Here is a 19,923-nt window from a genome sequence, read left to right as displayed (position 1 = left end):
TTAATTTTTACGCCGGAACATGCGGGATACCAGGCGAAACATCCATGAAAACGGGGCCAGGCCAGATGCGCCGTCATCCTCGTGCTGATTGTAGATTGTGCCCAATACCTCGACACCGGCAGCCAGCATATCGGCCTTGGTCTGACGCAATTCATCAATATAGGTGTGATCTGTGCGTGCCAACAGCAACACACTGCCAGTCTGATGCGCCACCATCTGTGCATCAGATGCTTTTGATGCTGCATGGGTATCAATTACAAAGGCGTCAAACTGATCACTGCACGATTCCAGCAATTCACGGATGCGTGGTGCGCGTAAAATTTCCAGCGGATTCGGTGGTTGCGGCCCGGCTGGCAATAAATGCAGGTTGGGCATGAGTTGAATAAACGCATCAGACAGGCCGATACGCCCAGCCAGTACAGAAGACAAACCATCAGGTTTGCCCAGCGAAAAATACTCATGCAGACTGCCACCACGCAAATCAGCATCGATCAGCAAGGTACGTTTACCCACTTGCGACAAGGCAATGGCCAGACTGGCTGCCATATAGCTTTTTCCGTCACCGCTGGCGGCACTGACCATGGCCAGTTTGATTTTTTCCTGAGCGCTGAATTTCAACAGCAGCTCACTGCGCAGACGCCGGATTTCTTCCGCTTCTTTGCTGAAGGGAAAGTAAAAAAATTTCAGCGAAGGGGCGGCACTGCCATTGATCAGACTCTTGGTCGAATAACCAAACTGTTCACCCAGAGCCTGATCCAACTGCGCCTGAGTCAGGTAACCAAGTGCCAGGGCCGCGTCGCCAAAGCGCAGTTTTTTTTCTTTTTGCAGTTGTGCGACCTGATCGATCTGCTCAGGTGTGAGCAAGCCTTTTTGCAAAAACAGTTCACCCAGCCGCCCTATCTTGGAGACATTCTGCACTTGAGCTTCAGCTTCACGCATGCATACCTCGCTCAAGCTGTTGCTGCTGGGTATCGTTACCGCTCAATTTTTCGTCAAATCCTATTTTTGCCATCACCGGCTCATCAAATTCACGTTCCAGATCTTCCAGGCAGCGCACGCGCCTGTTCATCAATTCCAGCAAGAATGCCAAACCAAAGCCAAATACAATACCTGCCAGTAAACCAAACACCAGGTTGTTACGCAGCAAGGGCTTGGCATGTTTTTCCGGCAGCTCTGCCCATTGCATGACAGACGCATTGGAAATCGCCACATTACTGGTCATCAGCAATTCATCAAATTTTTGGATCGCGGCATTGTAAATTTTTTGTACGCTATCAAGTTGCCGTTGATATGAACTGATGACATCCCTGTGTTTTTTGTTTTCAAACGTTTTCTTCTGATAGCTGGCAATATCCGTTTCGATGACTTTTTCTTGCTGTAACAGACGCCCTTCTGCGGCGCCCAGCATGTCGAATGCAGTGGCAGATTCTCTTTGCAGTTTATCCATCAGCGCCTGACGCTCATCCTGGATGGCAATATATTTCGGGTGACGCACACCAAGCGTGATCTTGGCATTTGCCATTTGCGCATCAAGGGAAATCAGTGCCGCCTTGAGGCCGGAAATATGCCCTATACCGGCAATTTCAGGGATATCCGACTCTGGATTACCCTGCTTCACCAGTTTTTCCAGTGATTGCCGCTTGGCTTGCGCCTCGACTCTTTGCAACTGCACATCGACCAGACGCACGCTGAGGGCATTCATCTGTTTTGATTCAAGGTCGGCTCTTTCGTCGACATCCACGATCTGATATTGCTGCTGATACGCCGTGAGTTTAGTTTGCAATTCATCAATCTGCCGGCTCATGGATTCCAGCTGTGCGTTGTACTGGTCACGTCTGGCCCTGGCGGGCGCGTTCATCATTTCCAGCGACAAATCGATATAAGCCTTGACCACCGCATTGGCAACATCCTTGGCATGCCTGGGGTCACTGGATGAGTACTGGATCTCGATCACACGGCTGTTCTTGTGCGGAGCAACATCGGTATTCCTGACGATGGATTCGGCCAGTGCCCGCAAGCCGCGCTGCTCACCATAACGCAGGATAAATTTCCGGCCTTCGGGCGTTGCCTGCAAACCCAGTACCTGTATCACCCTTTCGGCAACCTGCACGCTTTTGATGACATCGAACTGGGTCTGCAAATAACTTTCATCCTGCATGGGATGAAACTGGCGACCACTGATCGGGTCATTCATACGATAATCGATGAAGATTTCTGCGCTTGCCACATAGGTCTTGGGTAGTAACAGGCTGGCAACCGCCGCACCAGCCACCGCCACCACCATGACAAATGCGATCAATAACTGACGCGCACGCAGCATGGCCCCGATCTGGGCAAAGGACAATACCAACTCACTGGGGGATGTTCTCATCATGCGCTTCAGAATATCCGTTCGTTGATAAAAACAACATCACCCGGCAACACGCCGTCCATAATACCGGCTGCTACCTCACGCACTTCACCGCCTGGCATTTTGCGATAAATAATGATACGCCGTACCGACCCCCGGTCGGTCACACCACCACCGATAGAGAGGACACGCATGACGTTCAAATCGTCTTCCACCGGATACATGCCAGGCTTGCGGACTTCGCCATACACGTAAAAATTCTTGATCTGCGGCACAAAGAGCACATCATTCGGCTGGATTTTTTGTGCCAGCTCAGGGGCGACCCTGACCGCATCCAGTTCCAGCTTGATGGATGAGTACTCACGCAATTCCGACGCTGGCTTGCCAGGTTCACGACGCAATATGCGCAGGTTTTTCTCGGCTTTTTGCGACACGCCACCAGCCAGGCTCAATGCATCCAGTATGCTGATTTGCCCCTGCAAAGGGTAGCGTCCGGGGCGCAAGACTTCGCCCAGCACAGAAAAAGTTCTACTAAGCTGCTGTATTACTTTGATGGAAACCTTGGGATTCTTGATGTACTGTCCCTGTTCCAGCTTTTTGGAAAACACGGCTGCAATTTCCGTTGCGGTACGCCCTTTCACCTCAACCGTTCCCACCAGGGGTAAAGTAATCACACCGCTTTCGCCTACCGTCACATCCGCAGTCAGGTCGGGCTGGCCAAATACGGTGATCAACAACTGGTCACCCTCACCAATGACGTCACTGGCGGCTTCTGGCGGCAAATCTGCCGCAGAAATGATCACTGACGGATTTTTATCTGCCGGTGGCAACTGCAATAAGCGATTCTCCAGCTTCAGGCCTGTTGCAGACTCAGGCCCACTTTCCTGTGCAATTGCCAGCGCCGGTTCGGCAAACGCAACGGCAACGGCCAATACTGCTGCGACAACCCGACAGACCGTTATTTGACGAAAATCAGAAGAAATGGACCAAATTGGCATCATGCATTCAAGCTTTTACATAAAGAACTTCATTTTATATTGCAATAGTAAGAATAGATGCAAATTTTTGTCAGGACAACAAAACTCAAGCCAGGGCCAACATATAGGCTATATTAGATATTGTCATTTAATAACAAAAATTAACCTTTATTGAATTGTGAGCAACTCAAAGCTAAGTTAACATTCACTTAAAATTGGACTTACGCAAAATTGTCCCAACAAGACGTCAGCGACGACGACAGTACTTTAGTACGACCAGGAGCTGAGCGCAGTTGGGGCGTTTTTGCGCAAGCCCTAAGAAAGCTGGAAAGATAAACTATGCACAAGCCAAGCTCCACATCATCAAGCAATGTCGACCGGGTGGTCCCGCTGGTCATTATTGCGCCCGTACGCGATGAAGCAGATCTGATCAGACTGACGCTGGATTCCATGGTAGCGCAAACCGTTAAACCAGTGGAATGGATCATTGTCGACGACGGCTCGCAAGATGGCACCGCAGACATCGTGCGTGAATATGCAGAAAAATACAGTTTCATCCGGCTGGTGCAACGCCCTGACCGCGGTTTCCGCAAGGTGGGCGGTGGTGTCGTAGCCGCCTTTAAATTTGGCATTACGCAAATCCAGCATCAGGACTATGAATATATCGCCAAACTGGATGGCGATATGTCATTTGGCCCACACTACCTGGAACTGATGTTCCAGCAATTTGAACAAGACCACAAACTGGCCGCCGTATCCGGCAAAGTCTTCCGTGAAGAAGACGGGCAAAAAATCGAAGAACACATCATAGATGAACATGTAGCCGGGCAATTCAAACTCTACCGTCGGGTCGCGTTTGAAGAAATCGGTGGTTTTGTCGAAGAGGTGCTGTGGGATGGCATTGATGTCCACACGGCACGCATGAAGGGTTGGACAACCCTGAGTTTTTTCAACAACGACGCCGTACTCATGCACCACCGCCTGATGGGTTCTTCAGACAAAAATGTGTATCGCGGCCGCCTGCGCTGGGGGCGTGGCATCTGGTTCATGGGTTACCACCCGCTCTATGCATTGGCGTCCGGGGTGTTCAGGATGCGCGAAAAACCTTTTGTGATCGGCGGCCTGCTGATCATCGCCGGTTATATAGGTGCTGCCATCAAGGGTGCACCGCGCTACGACAACATGGAATTCCGACAGCATCTGCATAGCTGGCAGCTTGGGCAGATCAGGAATCTGTTTATCAAACGCAAGAGTTGATCCGATATCTGGCCGTAACATTCATAACATCCGCAGCATCCGCACTTTTTACCTGCTCCTGATGTTACGGCTTCAACGGCGTCGGCTACATAGCTTCGATTAAATACTAGCGATAACACGGGCATCCATGGTTAATGCGTCATCAGCTTCAAATTCTTCACAACCAGCGCAGGTTTTGTCTGCACTGACCGGCATCGCCTTTGCCGTAACCATTTACCTGACACTGTTTGCCATCATCGTTTATTCCGAACATGCTGATCCGGAAATCTTTGGCGTACGCATGCTGATTGCCACGCTGGCCAGTGTCATTGTGTTTTCCAGCCATCAGATGCTCAATACCTTGCAGGAAAAACGTCTGCTGACAGTTTTCCCAAGCATCGCCGGGCGCTGGTTCGTGGTATTCATGATCGTCGTGCTGAGTGCCTATGTTGACAAGACTTCGGAACAACTGTCACGCGCCGTCATGCTGACCTGGTTGCTGGTCACTCCTTTCAGCCTCACCTGCACGGCCCTGTTCATGCGCAGCGTCGCAGTAATTTACTATTCCAACCCCTCCAGGCGTCGCAAGGCAGTCCTGATCTGGTCGAATTCTGCCTGTGCAGACCTGGTCGAATCCCTGCGCAAAACCCCTTTGGCAGCGATTGATGTGGTCGGTTTTTTTGATAACAGGAATGAATCCCGCCCGCCCAGCAATCTGAGCCGACTGGGTGATCTGAGCCAGGCTACTGACTGGATCGTAGACCCGGAAACCGGTCACGTGAATGTCGATGTTGTTTTCATAGGCATGAACACCAGGGAACCACCGGAACTGGCAGAGATTATTGCTGTGCTGGAAGACAGCACTGTGTCTACCTACTTTGTGCCCGAATCGCTGATTTTTGGTATGCCTGGCATACAACTACGCGAGCTCGCGGGTCGCCCTGTACTGGCATCGACCGAAACGCCCTTCATCGGACTGGCGGCCTTACCGAAACGGATACTGGATTTGTTTGGTTCCCTGGTTGGGCTGATTTTGCTTTCGCCGATATTGCTGATGATCGCCATAGGCGTCAAACTGGGATCGCCCGGCCCTGTACTGTTCAAACAAAAACGCTACGGCATTGCCGGACGCCCCATTAATGTCTATAAATTCCGCAGCATGCGCCAAAGTGCGCCAGATGCACCGGTGATACAGGCCAAAGTCGGCGATCGGCGCGTCACCCCGTTTGGCGGCTTCCTGCGCCGCTCTTCGCTGGATGAACTGCCACAATTATTTAATGTGCTGCGCGGAGAAATGAGCCTGGTCGGCCCGCGCCCACATGCCATCGAACACAATGAACTGTACCGCAAGCTGGTCAGTGGCTATATGTTCCGCCATAAGATCAAACCCGGCATCACCGGCTGGGCGCAGGTGAACGGCTTGCGTGGTGAGACAGAAACACTGGAAAAAATGGAAGAGCGCATCGACTATGACCTGTACTACATACAGCACTGGTCAATCTGGCTGGATATTGTGATTATCTGGCGCACGATGAAAGTCGTACTTGGCGATAAAAACGCGTATTGAAAACAAATTGCGTCAGGCTTTGGTCTGACGCAACTTGCGCAATTGCTGTCCCAAGCTGGATTGTTTCAAAAATTGCTTGCTGTGATATAAGCCGGCTTGCGCCGTGGCTAACAGAGCTGGCGAACTGATCGCTCCCTCACACAAGGCATTTGCACCAGTAGCGAAGCGCAATTTATACGCCTGATCACCCCTACCCAAATCAATCGACGTCAGGCCAAGTAGCGCTGCATGTTTTGCACACTGCGCCAGAATCACAAGGCCAGGTGAAAATTCTGCATACGTCGTGTCATACCAGGGAAACCAGTAATGCAGCACCTTCTCTGAACGCATGCCAAAATGTGCGGCTATCAGCGTATCGCCTGCATGCAGGGTGGACAACATGCCGGCAAACCCGGGTTCATTGGCAAGCCGGATTTCTTCCAGCATCTGACATACCCAGTCCAGTCGGAAGATGTCATGCGCCGCACCGACAGTTCGCTCAAACTGCTGGCTTTTACCCTTCAGCAAAGCCTGGTAATCAGCCAAATCGCTGCTTTGCATTTCAAACCGCAATTCACCATATTTCTTAGCCAGTTTTCGTTCATTGGTCGCCACCTTCTTCATCAGCGACGCATCTCTTTTTTCTGACAGGCGCTGCACGTAGGTCTCATAGCCCCCTGTCAAATCCAGGGTGTGAGACTGGCTTTCTATCCAGGCATGGTGTTTAAAATCAGCAAATTCGGATGGCATATGGTTGAAACCAAAGTGCCGGCATTGCATGGTTTTCAATACATCCGTCATTTTCCAGTGTTGCGAAGGCAGGCGCACCGGCCCCTGATAATCAGATAAAAAACCACCTATGGATACTGCGCGAAACGCAGTCTCTGCATGAAAAGGCCAGACGCCCATCAGGTGATTATTTTCTTCGCACAGCAAGACCCTGGCATCTGCACGTGCGTTACCCGCTATGGTGGTGAATGCAGGATGGTAATACGGGCTGTCATACATCACATTGCCATGGCGCAGCGCCATCCATTGCCGCAGCACTTCCGGATCCAGTTCGCTGGTCTGAATCAGGCTGAATTTCATTGCACAGGCTCCTCCAACACAAAGTAATCGTGCAGAGTCGTACGCAAACCGTTTTCTATGCTCTGGTCCACCAGGCTCGACAAGCTGCTGCGCCGTGCGGCATCAAATACAAACAGGCGGTACACATCAGACAGATGCAGACTGGCAGGATTGAGCAGCAAGATCCACAATTCGGCACCGGCTTCATTCTTGCGCAACCAGAAACGGCTTCTTGATGTCGTGGTATTGGCATTCACCCGTGCCACCCAGCCTGCTTCTGACATGCGCTCCAGCAAACCTTCAATTTCGTCGATACCCAGACGGGTTTCGGTACGTATGGCATTCACGTTGACGGCTGCCCCCGAATCCGCCGTACGTGCATCAACCAGCATTTTCAAGATGCAGACCGCATCTTCAAATGCACTACCCGGCGTAGGTACATGCCACCAGCGTTCAAACTTCACGACGGGCAAGGCTGCGGCAATCACTGCACCAATCAAAATGATCAGCCAGGACACATAAATCCAGACCAGAAAGATAGGTACTGCGGCCAACGCCCCATACACCACGGTATAGGTTGGAAACTGAATCACAAAACTGGCAAAGATGCGCTTGGCAATCTCGAAGGCAATACCGGCAAACAAACCACCCCAGACCGCATCACGCCATTCTACCGAACGGTTCGGCACGATCAGGTACAACAGCGTAAACGCACCCGTCGTAAATGAAATCGATGCAATGGTGTACAAGACCCCGCCGATGAAAGGCACAGACCCTACTACCCCGGTAGTGGCCGTAAAAATGTAAGACGTGGATGTCAGCGAAACACCAACCAGCAAAGGCCCCAGCGTTACAATGGCCCAATACACCAGCAATCTCTGCAAAAATGGCCGTGAACGCTTGACCTGCCAGATCTGGTTAAAGGACTTATCTATCATTGCCATGGTGGTAAGTGCAGTCACCATCAGGGCAACGCCACTAATGGCAGAAACACGGGTTGCCTTGGTGGCAAATTGCGTCAGGTAACCAAGAATGGTGTTGGAAATCCCCTTGGGCATCAGACTTTGAATAAAATACGCTTCCAGCGAAGTACGGAAAGTATTAAACAAGGGAAAAGCAGTAAAAATGGCAAATGCAACAGTCAGTATCGGTACCAGTGCCAGCACGGTAGTAAAGGTCAGACTACCGGCAACTTGCGGCAAACGCCCTTCTTGCAGACGTTGCAGAGCGAATTTGAACAGGTTGAGTATTTGTTTCCACGACAGACCACGCATAATTTTTGCTGCTTGAAATAAAAGTGCCCTCTATTTTATTGAGGGTCAAAGAATAAAGGCTCATATAGGACTTACGCAAAACCGCCCCAGCTGCGTTGCAGCGACTAGCCGTACTAAAGTACTGTCTTCGTCGCTACGCCTTGCTGGGACAATTTTGCGTAAGTCCTAATATAATACAAGCATGACTACACAAGAACTCACGATTTTAGTTTTATTTTATTCCCGGCATGGCAATACCAGGAAAATGGCCGAGCTGATTGCCCAGGGCATAGAAAGCGTACCTGGCTGCAGCGCCCGCTTGCGCACCGTGCCTGCCGTGTCCACAGTGACCGAAGCAACGGCACCCGATGTGCCGGCAGAAGGCGCACCCTATGTCGAATTGTCAGACTTGAAGGAATGTGCAGGACTGGCACTCGGCTCGCCCACCCGCTTCGGCAACATGGCGGCATCCATGAAATACTTTCTTGACGGCACTGCCGCCGACTGGCTGTCCGGCACACTCAGCGGCAAACCTGCCTGCGTATTCACTTCTACCGGCAGTCTGCATGGTGGTCAGGAATCCACCCTGCTCAGCATGATGCTGCCACTGATGCACCATGGCATGCTGCTGCTTGGCCTGCCTTACAGCCATCCAGAATTGATGACCACCTCCACTGGTGGCAGCCCTTACGGCGCTACTCACTGGTCCGGCAAGGATGGCACATTACCGTTGTCGGAAGACAGCCGCAAGCTGGCCATTGCATTAGGTAAACGACTGGCCGAAACCAGCTGCAAATTGCAGGCTGCGACATGAGCACGACACGTTCCACACCTTACTACCTGACGGCATCTGCGAGCCTGATTGCCTTGTTCCTGCTCTGTCTGTCGTGGGAATGGCTGATTGCGCCCTTGCGCCCCGGTGGTTCGTGGATGGTGATCAAGGCATTTTTTCTGCTGATACCGCTACGCGGTGTCCTGAAAAAAGACAACTACACCATGCAATGGTCATCCATGCTGATCTGGCTCTATTTTATTGAAGGCATCGTCAGGGCCACCAGTGACAAGTTGCCTCTATCAGCCATGCTGGCCTGGGGCGAGGTAGTCCTTTCGCTGATTTTTTTCTTTAGTACGATTTTTTATTTGCGCCCTCTGAAAAAAGCGGCGAAAGCACTGGCAAAAACCAAGGCAGCCGAACAATGATGCAGCCAAAAATACATCAACAAGCCAGTACCTGCAACTACGGGCGGCCATGAACTCAGGATTTCTTGCCTCCTGCGCACAGATCATCGGTCAGGATCATGTGCTCACCAGCGAATCTGATCAGCAAGCCTATCTGACAGACTGGCGCCAGCGTTATACCGGCAAGGCGATGGCAGTATTGCTGCCCACATCCACAGAAGAAGTGGCGGCACTGGTCGCCTTATGCGCGCAACACCGGATTCCCTGCGTCCCTCAGGGGGGCAATACCGGCCTGGTACTGGGCAGTGTGCCGGATCAGACTGGTCAGGCGGTCGTCCTCTCCCTCAAGCGTATGGACCGTGTGCTGGCAGTGGATGTCAGCAACAATACAATGACCGTACAGGCCGGCTGCCTGCTGGCCAATGTGCAGGCAGCGGCAGAAGTGCATCAACGCTTATTTCCCTTATCACTCGCATCCGAAGGCAGTTGCACCATAGGCGGCAACCTGGCAACCAATGCCGGTGGCACGGCAGTGCTACGCTACGGTAATAGCAGGGAATTATGTCTGGGGCTGGAAGTCGTCACACCAAAAGGTGAAATCTGGAACGGCTTGCGCGGCCTGCGCAAAGATAATACCGGTTATGACTTGCGGGATTTATATATTGGTGCCGAAGGTACGCTGGGCATCATCACCGCCGCAGTATTAAAACTGTTTCCACAACCACGCGCCAGCCTGACTGCGCTGGCTGCAGTACCCTCAGCAGACGCTGCATTGCAATTGCTGAATGTGGCACGCAGTGACCTGGGGCCAATACTGACAGGTTTCGAATTAATTTCCGATTTCAGTCTGCAGCTCGTGCTGAAACATTTTCCGTTGCTGAAAAAACCGCTGGACAGTAATTGCCCGTATTACACCCTGCTTGAAATCTCTGACCATGAGTCGGAAGAACATGCAAATGGACTGATGGAAAGCGTATTGGCAAAAGCACTGGAGCATGGCTATGCAACAGATGCTGTCTGTGCCACCTCCATCAGTCAGTCAAAAACCTTATGGCAATTGCGTGAAAATATTTCTGCTGCACAGGCAATGGAAGGCAAGAATATCAAGCATGATATTTCGCTGCCTATTTCAGACATACCCACCTTTATCGACATGGCCGATGCTGCTTTGCATGCCGCTTTTCCCGGATGTCAGATAGTTTGCTTTGGCCATCTGGGTGATGGCAATCTGCATTACAACGTATCAGCACCAGTGACCATGCGCGATACGGACTTCATTCAACAGCAGCAAGCCGTCAACCGCATTGTGCATGACAGAGTGCATGGCCTGAACGGTTCCATTTCAGCCGAACATGGCCTGGGCATGCTTAAAAGGGAAGAAATCACGCTTTATAAATCAGCGCTGGAATTGTCTTTGATGCGCAGTATCAAAGCAGCACTGGACCCGGACAATATAATGAATCCGGGCAAGCTGATTTAGCATCATTCAACCAAATGCTGCCAATAAAAATAACGGGGCCAATGCCCCGTTACCTTATCAGTCATTACTTCATGACACCAAGACACCACACTTACTGATGCCCTAGTCGTCGCACGTTTTGCGGACGCAGAGCGTTACCCTGCAAGGGTGTGGCACTCTCTATTTTTAGTTCCCGTGGCAATTGAAAGACGCTGACTGCCTTTGCCAATTCTTCGGCCTGCTCTTCCATGCTTTCTGCCGCAGCCGCTGCCTGTTCTACCAGGGCCGCATTCTGTTGCGTCATTTCATCCATCTGCGTAATCGCCAGGTTCACCTGTTCTATGCCTGAACTTTGTTCCTGGCTGGCCGCTGTGATTTCACTCATGATGTCCGCCACATGCTGAACACTGGTGACGATTTCATCCATGGTCTTGCCGGCCTCATCCACCAGTTTGCTACCCTGATCAACCTTGTCCACCGAATCGCTGATGAGCGACTTGATTTCTTTGGCTGCACTCGCACTACGTTGCGCCAGATTGCGCACTTCGGCTGCCACCACAGCAAAACCACGGCCCTGCTCACCTGCCCTGGCGGCTTCCACCGCTGCATTCAGAGCCAGGATATTGGTCTGGAAGGCAATCCCGTCAATCACGCCGATAATATCTACAATCTTGCGTGAACTTTCCTTGATCGAGCCCATGGTGCTGACCACCTGGCCCACGACGGCACCACCTTTGACCGCCACACCCGATGCCGACACCACCAGTTGATTGGCCTGACGCGCATTGTCGGCATTTTGCCGGACGGTGCTGGTCAGCTCTTCCATGGAACTGGCAGTTTCTTCCAGCGAGCTAGCTTGCGATTCGGTACGGCTGGACAGGTCTGCATTGCCAGACGCAATTTCTTGCGAGGCGACAGTGATGGTTTCTGTGCCTACCTTGATTTTGGATATGGTCGCCAACAGGTTTTCCTGCATTTTGCTCAAAGACTGCAACAAATCACCGATTTCATCCGTACCCGTTACGACCACTGTCTTGGTCAAATCGCCATGGGCAATCTGATCAGCAATCACGGCAGACAATTTGATAGGTCCGGAAATGGTTCTGGCAATCAGCCATGCGGCGATGGAGCCTATCACTATCGTCAGGATACCAATCACCAGCATGCCGGTTCTGGCATTTTTATAATTATCGACCGATTCATCATAGGCAGTTTTCATGGCCTTGTGCTGTTGCTGTGCAAGGTCGCCCAGGGATGCCATCCATTTTTCATTCGGGGCATTAAATTCAGTCTGCAAAACTGAGGCTGCGTCAAAGTAATTACCCTCTCCTACCAAAGCTTTGATCTTGTTGGCAATTGCCATCACCTGGCGTTTTTGCTCGACCGAATTTTGCAGTGTGCTCTTGCCTTCGTTATCGTCTATCAGTTTTTTGGCGGCGTTTTCTGAAGCGTCATAACTTTCAAGGATTTTTACCAGCTTTTTGGTTTCGCGCTCGGCTTCTGCCAAATCACTGGGCGAGGTCATTTTACGCAACACCAGCGCCAGCGCCCTGCCTTGTTCACGCATATCGGTTGCGGCATCCAGACTGGCGACCTTGGTATTAAAAATATAATTGGTTGAGCCTTGCAGTTGACTCATGCGAAACAAACCCAGTACCAGCAGGCCGGAGGCAAACAAAATGACCAGACCAAAACCCAGGGCCAGCCGGCCACTAATCTTCAAACGTAAAAGTTGATTCATACATTTCCCTGAATATCCGACACTGAAACGGAAGACAGAAACAATGCGTCATGTGCAGGCCACTCCAACTGACCCGACCCCGACAGAGTCTGCATATGCGCTAATTCCTGCCCTGCCTTGATAACGATAAGAACAAAATATACAGAAAAAATATCTTCAAAAAGCCATGAGTAAAAGCATTTTGACAGGGCAAGCAAAGGGAGAAGACATGAATCATATCTTCTGAAATTATTATGTAATTCCCTGCGCAGTAAACGAAAGCACCTTGGTAAAGTATAGCTGAAACATTACCGGCACAAATGAAGAGAACATGACGAATTGCAACATGAGGGACATAAACAACAGCTAAGATGAAACGCCGCAGCACGCCTCATCAAAAACATGAAAACACGACAAGCAGATCAGACATCTTATAACCGTTTACTTGTTGCGCTGATCAAGAATACAAACGCGTCAAACGCGCCGCAGTTAATGTGGATCCAGATCTGAATAAGGCATTTGCAGGTGAATCCCGCTTCATTCGTCTTCGACAAGATAGAAACAAGGATCATCACTCGGATGTTGAAAACAAAAAAGCCCGGATCAAATCCGGGCTTTCTGAAGAATCTATTGGCCTGCCCAGCAGGAATCGAACCTGCGACCCCGAGCTTAGAAGGCTCGTGCTCTATCCAACTGAGCTATGGACAGTCTGTGAATTGACCTGCACCTGCTACTGCACATAAGCGGCATGACTACTGCCGTCCATGCTGATTTTACATCAGTCTGCAGTTGAAACCAGATGGTCAAAAACTGAAGGCTGAATAGTACATGGTATCGCAGTCAGATTCAAGAATGAATACCTGTCATGACCTGTATTTCTCTGCATTTTGTACTGAATTACTCAGATAGCTGCCGAAATGCAATCAGCCAGGCGGCGGGCGGTGCTTGCGGCCACATCACCATCAGCAGCCTCGACCATGACGCGCACTAATGGCTCAGTACCGGATGCACGTATCAGCACGCGACCAGTGTTACCCAGTTCGGCTTCGACTTTCTGTTTTTCGGCCATCAGTCTGTCATTCTTTTGCCAGTCAAAACCTGCGGGCACCTTGATGTTCAGTAAGGTCTGCGGGAACAGGGTCAACTGGTCGAAACATTGGTCCAGGCTTTGGCCATTGCGTCTTAATGCAGACAGAACTTGCAAAGCCGAAACAATACCGTCGCCGGTGGTATGCTTGTCCAGACACAGGAGATGGCCAGAACCTTCGCCACCCAACAGCCAGCCACGTTCCTGCATTTGTTCCAGCACATAACGGTCACCAACTTTGGCACGTACAAATCCCACCCCCATTTTCTGGAAGGCGACTTCTACTGCCATATTGGTCATCAGCGTGCCTACCACACCCTGCACGCTACCTATCGCCATACGGTCAAGTACCATCAGGTACAGTAACTGATCACCGTTGTAGATCTTGCCATGGCGGTCCACCATCAACAGGCGATCCGCATCGCCATCCAGCGCAATGCCCAGGTCTGCATGGTTGGCACGTACGGCCAGTGCCAGCGCATCTGGTGCCGTGGCGCCAACACCGTCATTGATATTCAAACCATTGGGTTGATTGCCGATAGCTATCACTTCAGCACCCAGCTCATGAAACACATGCGGTGCGATGTCATAGGCCGCACCATGGGCGCAATCGACGACGATTTTAAGGCCGCGCAAATCCAGCTCATTCGGGAAGGTGCTCTTGCAAAATTCGATATACCGGCCATTTGCATCGCTCAGGCGGCGCGCTTTGCCCAGACGCTCGGAACTGACACATTGCATGGGACGTTCGAGCTCCTGTTCTATCGCCAATTCCACTTCATCCGGCAACTTGTTACCCGTGCCTGAAAAAAACTTGATGCCATTGTCATCATACGGATTGTGCGAGGCTGAAATGACTACACCAGCAGACAAGCGCAAGGCACGCGTCAGGTAAGCGACAGCCGGCGTCGGTGCCGGACCGGACAGCATGACATCCACCCCGGCAGCAGCAAAACCCGCCTCCAGCGAGGCTTCCAGCAAATAACCGGAAATGCGCGTGTCCTTACCTATCAGCACGGTGGGACGGGTATCACCGCTGGCATCTGCCTGGGCCAGTACCTTGCCGGCAGCAAAACCCAAACGCATGACGAAGTCTGGCGTAATCGGTGCCTGCCCTACTTTGCCGCGTATGCCATCGGTACCAAAATATTTTCTGCTCATTGTATTTTTTCTTTTTTAATTGGACAAAGCGTCCCAGACTTTGAACGCATCAACGGTTTCTGCCACGTCATGCACCCTTACTATACAAGCACCACGCTGCTTCGCAGCCAGGGCTGCGGCCAGGCTACCCGCCAGCCTGTTGGGCGCTTCTCGTCCGGTCAGTGCACCAAGCATGGATTTGCGTGACACACCAACCAGCAAAGGTAAATCCATGGCTGTCTGCAAGGCCTGGATATGCGTGAACATGGATACATTATGGTCCAAAGTTTTACCAAAACCAAAACCTGGATCAAGACAAATGCGCTGCCGCTCAACTTGCGCCTGCTGCAGTGCTTCTACCCTGGCAGTCAGAAAATGCAGGACATCCTGATTGACATCCTCATAGTCCGGCTTCAACTGCATATCAGTCGGCTGATTCTGCATATGCATCACACATAAACCGGCATCACTTTCAGCCACGGCAGCGACCGCTTCTGCGCTGCGAAATCCCTGTATGTCGTTGATCATGTCAGCACCTGCCAGCAGGGCTTCGCGCATGACTTCCGGTTTATAGGTGTCGATGGACAGCGGCTTGCCACAATCACGCAGGGCATAGATGACGGGCATGACACGACTTAGTTCTTCATCCAGTGATAATGGCACCGAGCCGGGACGGCTGGATTCTCCGCCGATATCAATGATATCTACACCATCTTGTATCATCTGTTCGGCACGAATGATCGCGCTTTCCAGATTCATGTATTTACCACCGTCAGAAAATGAATCTGGCGTGATATTGAGGATGCCCATCACCAGAGTTCTGGATTGCGCACCTGCTAAAGGGAAGCGGTAACGCCCGCATTGGAAATATTTCATTTTTTAAAAAACTAAGGGTGAGGATTTACCCCACCCTTACTTAATTTATTGATTCAAGACCTGATCTATTGATTCAAAACCTGGTGCACGCAAGCTGATGATTGCGCAAGGCTGACTTACGCCAGCCCGGCATTATCAGGCAGGCGCTGTCGCATTTGGTGAAATGCCACCAGACGAGTTATCGGACGATGAACGTACATTCGTCTGTCCCTGTTTTGGAGGGCGTGGATCAACACCGTTCATGATGTCATTGACCTGGTCTGCATCGATGGTTTCCCAATCCAGCAAGGCCTTGGTCATGGCTTCGACTTTGTCGCGATTTTCTTCCAGCATCTTGCGTGCCAGCGCATATTGCGTATCCAGGATATTACGGATTTCAGCATCCACTTTTTGCTGTGTTACTTCAGAAATGGTTTTGGATGGACCGCCAAAATAACCTTCGCTCTGACTGTCTTCATACACCATCACGCCCATGCTGTCAGACATACCGAAACGTGTCACCATGGACCGTGCCAGTTTGGTCGCACGGGAAAAGTCATTCGATGCACCAGTAGACATTTGGCCCACAAAGATTTCTTCCGCAATACGGCCACCGAACAGGATGGAAATTTCTTCCAACATCTTGTCTTTATAGCCACTGATATTATCATGTTCCGGCAACTGCCAGGTCAGACCCAGGGCAAAGCCACGCGGCATGATGGTGACTTTATGCACAGGGTCAGCCTTGGGCAACAACTTGGCCACTACCGCATGACCGGATTCATGATAGGCCGTATTCCTGCGCTCTTCTTCACGCATGACCATGGATTTGCGTTCCGGACCCATGTAGATTTTGTCTTTGGCATCTTCAAAATCGATCATTTCGACCAGACGCTTGTTACGTCTTGCGGCAAACAAAGCTGACTCATTGACCAGATTGGCCAGATCGGCACCAGAGAAGCCAGGCGTACCGCGCGCCAGGATATCTGCCTTGACGTCAGCAGAAATAGGCACTTTGCGCATATGCACGTTCAAGATCTGTTCGCGGCCACGGATATCCGGCAAGCCGACAGATACCTGACGGTCAAAACGGCCTGGACGCAACAGCGCTTTATCCAGCACGTCAGCACGGTTAGTCGCAGCGATGACGATAACGCCGGAATTGGCTTCAAAACCGTCCATCTCAACCAGCATCTGGTTCAGTGTCTGTTCACGTTCATCATTACCACCACCCATACCGGCACCGCGATGACGACCAACAGCGTCGATCTCATCAATGAAGATAATGCAAGGTGAATGTTTTTTGGCGTTTTCAAACATGTCGCGAACGCGGGAAGCACCCACACCGACAAACATTTCAACGAAATCAGAACCTGAAATAGTGAAAAACGGTACTTTGGCTTCACCGGCAATCGCACGTGCCAGCAAGGTTTTACCAGTACCTGGAGGACCAACCATCAATACGCCACGCGGGATACGGCCACCCAGTTTCTGGAACTTGGTAGGATCGCGCAGGAAATCAACGATTTCTGAGACTTCTTCCTTGGCTTCATCGCAACCGGCAACATCACTAAACGTGACATTGTTGTTGGTGTCGTCCAGCATTCTTGCCTTGGACTTGCCAAAGGAAAAAGCGCCGCCCTTACCACCGCCCTGCATCTGACGCATGAAGAAGATCCAGATACCGATCAACAACAGCATCGGGAACCAGGAAATGAAAATCTGCTGCAGGAAGGATTGCTCTTCCGGCGGTTTAATGTCAAATTTAATACCATTATTAATCAGATCACCAACCAGACCCCGATCAAACAAGGTCAGTTGTGACTTGATTTTCTTACCGTCATTGGTGGTTGCCACCACGGTACGGTTGGCATCATCAATCGTCGCTTCCTTAATGTGCTTGGATTTAACTTCGTCCAAGAACTCAGAATACGGTATCGAGGTCACACCAGCACCCATACTTTTTCCATCAAACTGCTTGAAAAGCGTGAAAAGCACCAGGGCAACCACAACCCATATAGCAGCTTTTGAAAACATATTATTCACGAGAACTCCTTGAACGCAGGTGCGCTATTTGACACTGTAAACAGTCATTCTACCCGCAATGGATAGAGCTTGCTAGCCAACATATGTTGACGGTATTGAGGATTATCAAGAGGTAAATTCATTAATCCGGGTTCTTCAGACCCCGTCCGAGCAAAAATATCTCGGAAGATTTGTCTTTACTGGCTTTTGGTTTCTTGTTAACGACAGTTTTAAACTCATCTTTAAACAGTGTGACGATGTTGTTATAGCTGGGTCCATGGAAGCATTTCACCAGCAAAGCCCCACCCGGCTTCAAGTGGGCCTTAGCAAAAGTGACTGCCAATTCGATAATATATTCGACACGCGCAGAATCCACGGTCGAGTTACCAGACAGATTTGGGGCCATATCTGACAATACCAAGTCCACTTTACGACCGATCAGCTTTGATTCCAGCAAATTCAACACTTCATCTTCACGAAAATCGCCTTGCATGAATTGCACGTCGGCGATAGGGTCCATGGGAAGCAGGTCCAGGGCAAAAATTTCACCGACGATGCCCCCACCCTCTTTGCCGGCCAGTTTATTACGTGCATACTGTGACCAGCTGCCTGGCGTCGCGCCCAGATCGACAATAATCTGGCCTGGGCGTATCAATTTTTCTGATTCATCTATTTCTTTTAGCTTATAAACTGCGCGTGCGCGGTAGCCTTCCTTCTGTGCAAGTTTCACATAAGGATCGTTAATATGGTCGTGAACCCAATTTTGATTGAATTTATTCTTTGCCATTCGCGTAAAATACTGCTTTTAAAGGAATTACTATGTTAAAACTTACGCCCGCCGAAAGAAGCGAACTCCGGTCTGAAGCACACGCACTGAAACCTATCGTTATCATAGGTGAAGCCGGACTGACCCCTGCAGTCATCAAAGAAATCGATTCCAGCCTGAATTCTCATGGCTTGATCAAGGTACGCGTGTTTGGCGATGATCGAGAAGCACGTATAGGTATGTACGATACCATCTGCACCGAGCTGAAAGCCGCTCCAGTACAGCATATCGGAAAACTTTTGGTGATTTACCGTCCAAAACTGGAAGGTACGAAAGAAACCAAATTAGTCAAAAAAGGCAAAGGCATGCGCGAGGTCACTATCGTCAAACCTAGCCCCAGCGGTACGAAAAAGCCTACCGTATCAAAAGTGATGGTCAAGGGTAACGAACGCGTCACCCAGGGCGGCAATGTCAAACGTGCAAAACCACGTCAATCCAGTGCCAAAAAAGCATCTCTTGAAAACAGCTAAATTTCCACTGACTGTCATATACATCACAGCCATGTAGAGGTTTTCAACCCGGCCCTGTCAGCAGTCAGGCCGGGTGATGTGCGCAGCACCATCAGTACCATTGGTACCATTAGCACCATCGATACCACTAATAAGCTGCATCGACAGTCTGCACCACAATCCACTTCAAAAACCATATCAAAACAGCGGCGCCAGCTTTTCCGGCACAGCCATTCTGACTTGTATTATACGTACATTACATCCAGCACTTCATATTCACGCACACCAGCGGGTGCCTGCACGCCGACGACATCGCCAGCATATTTGCCGATCAGCGCGCGCGCTATCGGTGAAGTGATGGATACTTTGCTCAATTTAAGATCGGCTTCATCTTCACCAACGATCTGGTAACTGACCTTTTGCGAGGTTTCCAGGTCTTCCAGATGCACGGTAGAGCCAAACACGACGCGGCCTTCTGCATCCAGTGTGCTGGGGTCGATGACCTGCGCTGAACCCAATTTGCCTTCGAGTTCTGCAATACGTCCTTCGATGAAAGCCTGGCGCTCTTTGGCAGCGTCGTATTCAGCATTTTCAGACAAATCGCCCTGGGCACGTGCTTCAGCAATCGCATTGATCACTTCCGGACGTTCTTTGGTTTTCAGATTATGCAATTCTTTCTTCAGCAACTCTGCGCCGAACTTGGTGATAGGTACTGTACTCATGGCATTCACACTCATAAAAGTAAAATACAGA

The 19,923-nt window shown here is 50.7% G+C and carries 17 protein-coding genes and 1 tRNA gene; 6 read left to right on the top strand and 12 right to left on the bottom strand.

Features of this window, described 5'->3' with window-relative positions; translation table 11 throughout:
• The 3 genes from H8L32_RS21900 to H8L32_RS21890 are packed head-to-tail and all read right to left on the bottom strand — an operon-like array spanning position 1 to position 3,348.
• Positions 1–939: a polysaccharide biosynthesis tyrosine autokinase gene (locus tag H8L32_RS21900; protein WP_186949393.1), complete on the bottom strand. Its 939-nt coding sequence runs from the start codon at positions 937–939 to the stop codon at positions 1–3.
• Complete coding sequence (locus tag H8L32_RS21895; protein WP_186949392.1) at positions 932–2,371, bottom strand: Wzz/FepE/Etk N-terminal domain-containing protein; 1,440 nt, start codon at positions 2,369–2,371, stop codon at positions 932–934. The genes H8L32_RS21900 and H8L32_RS21895 overlap by 8 nt, the downstream gene beginning before the upstream one ends.
• A gap of 8 nt (positions 2,372–2,379) precedes the next feature.
• Positions 2,380–3,348, bottom strand: a complete 969-nt coding sequence (locus H8L32_RS21890; protein WP_186949391.1) for a polysaccharide biosynthesis/export family protein — start codon at positions 3,346–3,348, stop codon at positions 2,380–2,382.
• A gap of 318 nt (positions 3,349–3,666) precedes the next feature.
• On the opposite strand from H8L32_RS21890, the gene H8L32_RS21885 reads away from it, so the two are divergent.
• Together H8L32_RS21885 and H8L32_RS21880 are read left to right on the top strand one after the other, a co-directional pair.
• Positions 3,667–4,584 (top strand): glycosyltransferase, encoded by a 918-nt coding sequence (locus H8L32_RS21885; protein WP_186949390.1) that lies wholly within the window; start codon positions 3,667–3,669, stop codon positions 4,582–4,584.
• Between the two features lie 175 nt (positions 4,585–4,759).
• On the top strand, positions 4,760–6,130 hold the full coding sequence (locus H8L32_RS21880; protein ID WP_222619451.1) for an undecaprenyl-phosphate glucose phosphotransferase: 1,371 nt from the start codon (positions 4,760–4,762) through the stop codon (positions 6,128–6,130).
• A gap of 12 nt (positions 6,131–6,142) precedes the next feature.
• Here the strand turns inward: H8L32_RS21880 and H8L32_RS21875 are convergent, their stop codons facing one another.
• The gene (locus H8L32_RS21875) at positions 6,143–7,198 is read right to left on the bottom strand and encodes a GNAT family N-acetyltransferase (RefSeq protein WP_186949388.1); all 1,056 of its coding nucleotides are present in this window, start codon (positions 7,196–7,198) and stop codon (positions 6,143–6,145) included.
• Positions 7,195–8,451 (bottom strand): YihY family inner membrane protein, encoded by a 1,257-nt coding sequence (locus tag H8L32_RS21870; protein WP_186949387.1) that lies wholly within the window; start codon positions 8,449–8,451, stop codon positions 7,195–7,197. Before H8L32_RS21870 ends, H8L32_RS21875 begins: the two co-directional genes overlap by 4 nt.
• A 181-nt stretch (positions 8,452–8,632) precedes the next feature.
• Here H8L32_RS21870 and wrbA point away from each other — a divergent pair, with 181 nt between their 5' ends.
• Genes wrbA through H8L32_RS21855 form a run of 3 tightly spaced genes read left to right on the top strand, consistent with a single transcriptional unit; the run spans position 8,633 to position 11,089 of the window.
• A complete protein-coding gene (gene wrbA, locus H8L32_RS21865) occupies positions 8,633–9,244 on the top strand; it encodes an NAD(P)H:quinone oxidoreductase (RefSeq protein WP_186949386.1) in 612 nt (203 codons plus the stop codon).
• Positions 9,241–9,630, top strand: a complete 390-nt coding sequence (locus H8L32_RS21860) for a DUF2069 domain-containing protein (RefSeq protein ID WP_186949385.1) — start codon at positions 9,241–9,243, stop codon at positions 9,628–9,630. The genes wrbA and H8L32_RS21860 overlap by 4 nt, the downstream gene beginning before the upstream one ends.
• Positions 9,631–9,679: 49 nt before the next feature.
• Positions 9,680–11,089 (top strand): FAD-binding oxidoreductase, encoded by a 1,410-nt coding sequence (locus tag H8L32_RS21855; RefSeq protein ID WP_186949384.1) that lies wholly within the window; start codon positions 9,680–9,682, stop codon positions 11,087–11,089.
• Between the two features lie 91 nt (positions 11,090–11,180).
• Here the strand turns inward: H8L32_RS21855 and H8L32_RS28050 are convergent, their stop codons facing one another.
• The 6 genes from H8L32_RS28050 to H8L32_RS21825 all read right to left on the bottom strand — a co-directional run bounded on the left by H8L32_RS28050 (position 11,181) and on the right by H8L32_RS21825 (position 18,682).
• Positions 11,181–12,809, bottom strand: a complete 1,629-nt coding sequence (locus tag H8L32_RS28050; protein ID WP_186949383.1) for a methyl-accepting chemotaxis protein — start codon at positions 12,807–12,809, stop codon at positions 11,181–11,183.
• Positions 12,810–13,419: 610 nt separating this feature from the next.
• Positions 13,420–13,496, bottom strand: a tRNA-Arg gene (locus H8L32_RS21845).
• Between the two features lie 193 nt (positions 13,497–13,689).
• Positions 13,690–15,036, bottom strand: a complete 1,347-nt coding sequence (gene glmM / locus H8L32_RS21840; protein WP_186949382.1) for a phosphoglucosamine mutase — start codon at positions 15,034–15,036, stop codon at positions 13,690–13,692.
• 15 nt (positions 15,037–15,051) lie between these two features.
• Positions 15,052–15,891 carry a dihydropteroate synthase gene (folP, locus tag H8L32_RS21835; RefSeq protein WP_186949381.1) on the bottom strand — a complete coding sequence of 280 codons (840 nt, stop codon included), beginning with the start codon at positions 15,889–15,891 and terminating at the stop codon, positions 15,052–15,054.
• Between the two features lie 135 nt (positions 15,892–16,026).
• Positions 16,027–17,916: an ATP-dependent zinc metalloprotease FtsH gene (gene ftsH, locus H8L32_RS21830; protein ID WP_186949380.1), complete on the bottom strand. Its 1,890-nt coding sequence runs from the start codon at positions 17,914–17,916 to the stop codon at positions 16,027–16,029.
• A gap of 121 nt (positions 17,917–18,037) precedes the next feature.
• Complete coding sequence (locus H8L32_RS21825; protein ID WP_186949379.1) at positions 18,038–18,682, bottom strand: RlmE family RNA methyltransferase; 645 nt, start codon at positions 18,680–18,682, stop codon at positions 18,038–18,040.
• 32 nt (positions 18,683–18,714) lie between these two features.
• On the opposite strand from H8L32_RS21825, the gene H8L32_RS21820 reads away from it, so the two are divergent.
• On the top strand, positions 18,715–19,191 hold the full coding sequence (locus H8L32_RS21820) for a YhbY family RNA-binding protein (RefSeq protein ID WP_186949378.1): 477 nt from the start codon (positions 18,715–18,717) through the stop codon (positions 19,189–19,191).
• A 224-nt stretch (positions 19,192–19,415) separates the two neighbouring features.
• On the opposite strand, the gene greA is transcribed toward H8L32_RS21820, so the two are convergent.
• Positions 19,416–19,892, bottom strand: coding sequence for a transcription elongation factor GreA (gene greA, locus H8L32_RS21815; protein WP_186949377.1), 477 nt, complete (start codon positions 19,890–19,892; stop codon positions 19,416–19,418).
• Between the last annotated feature and the right edge of the window lie 31 nt (positions 19,893–19,923).

The organism is Undibacterium hunanense (assembly GCF_014284335.1).
In the GTDB taxonomy this organism is placed as follows: domain Bacteria; phylum Pseudomonadota; class Gammaproteobacteria; order Burkholderiales; family Burkholderiaceae_D; genus Undibacterium; species Undibacterium hunanense.
This window is presented reverse-complemented; position numbering and strand designations above follow the sequence as displayed.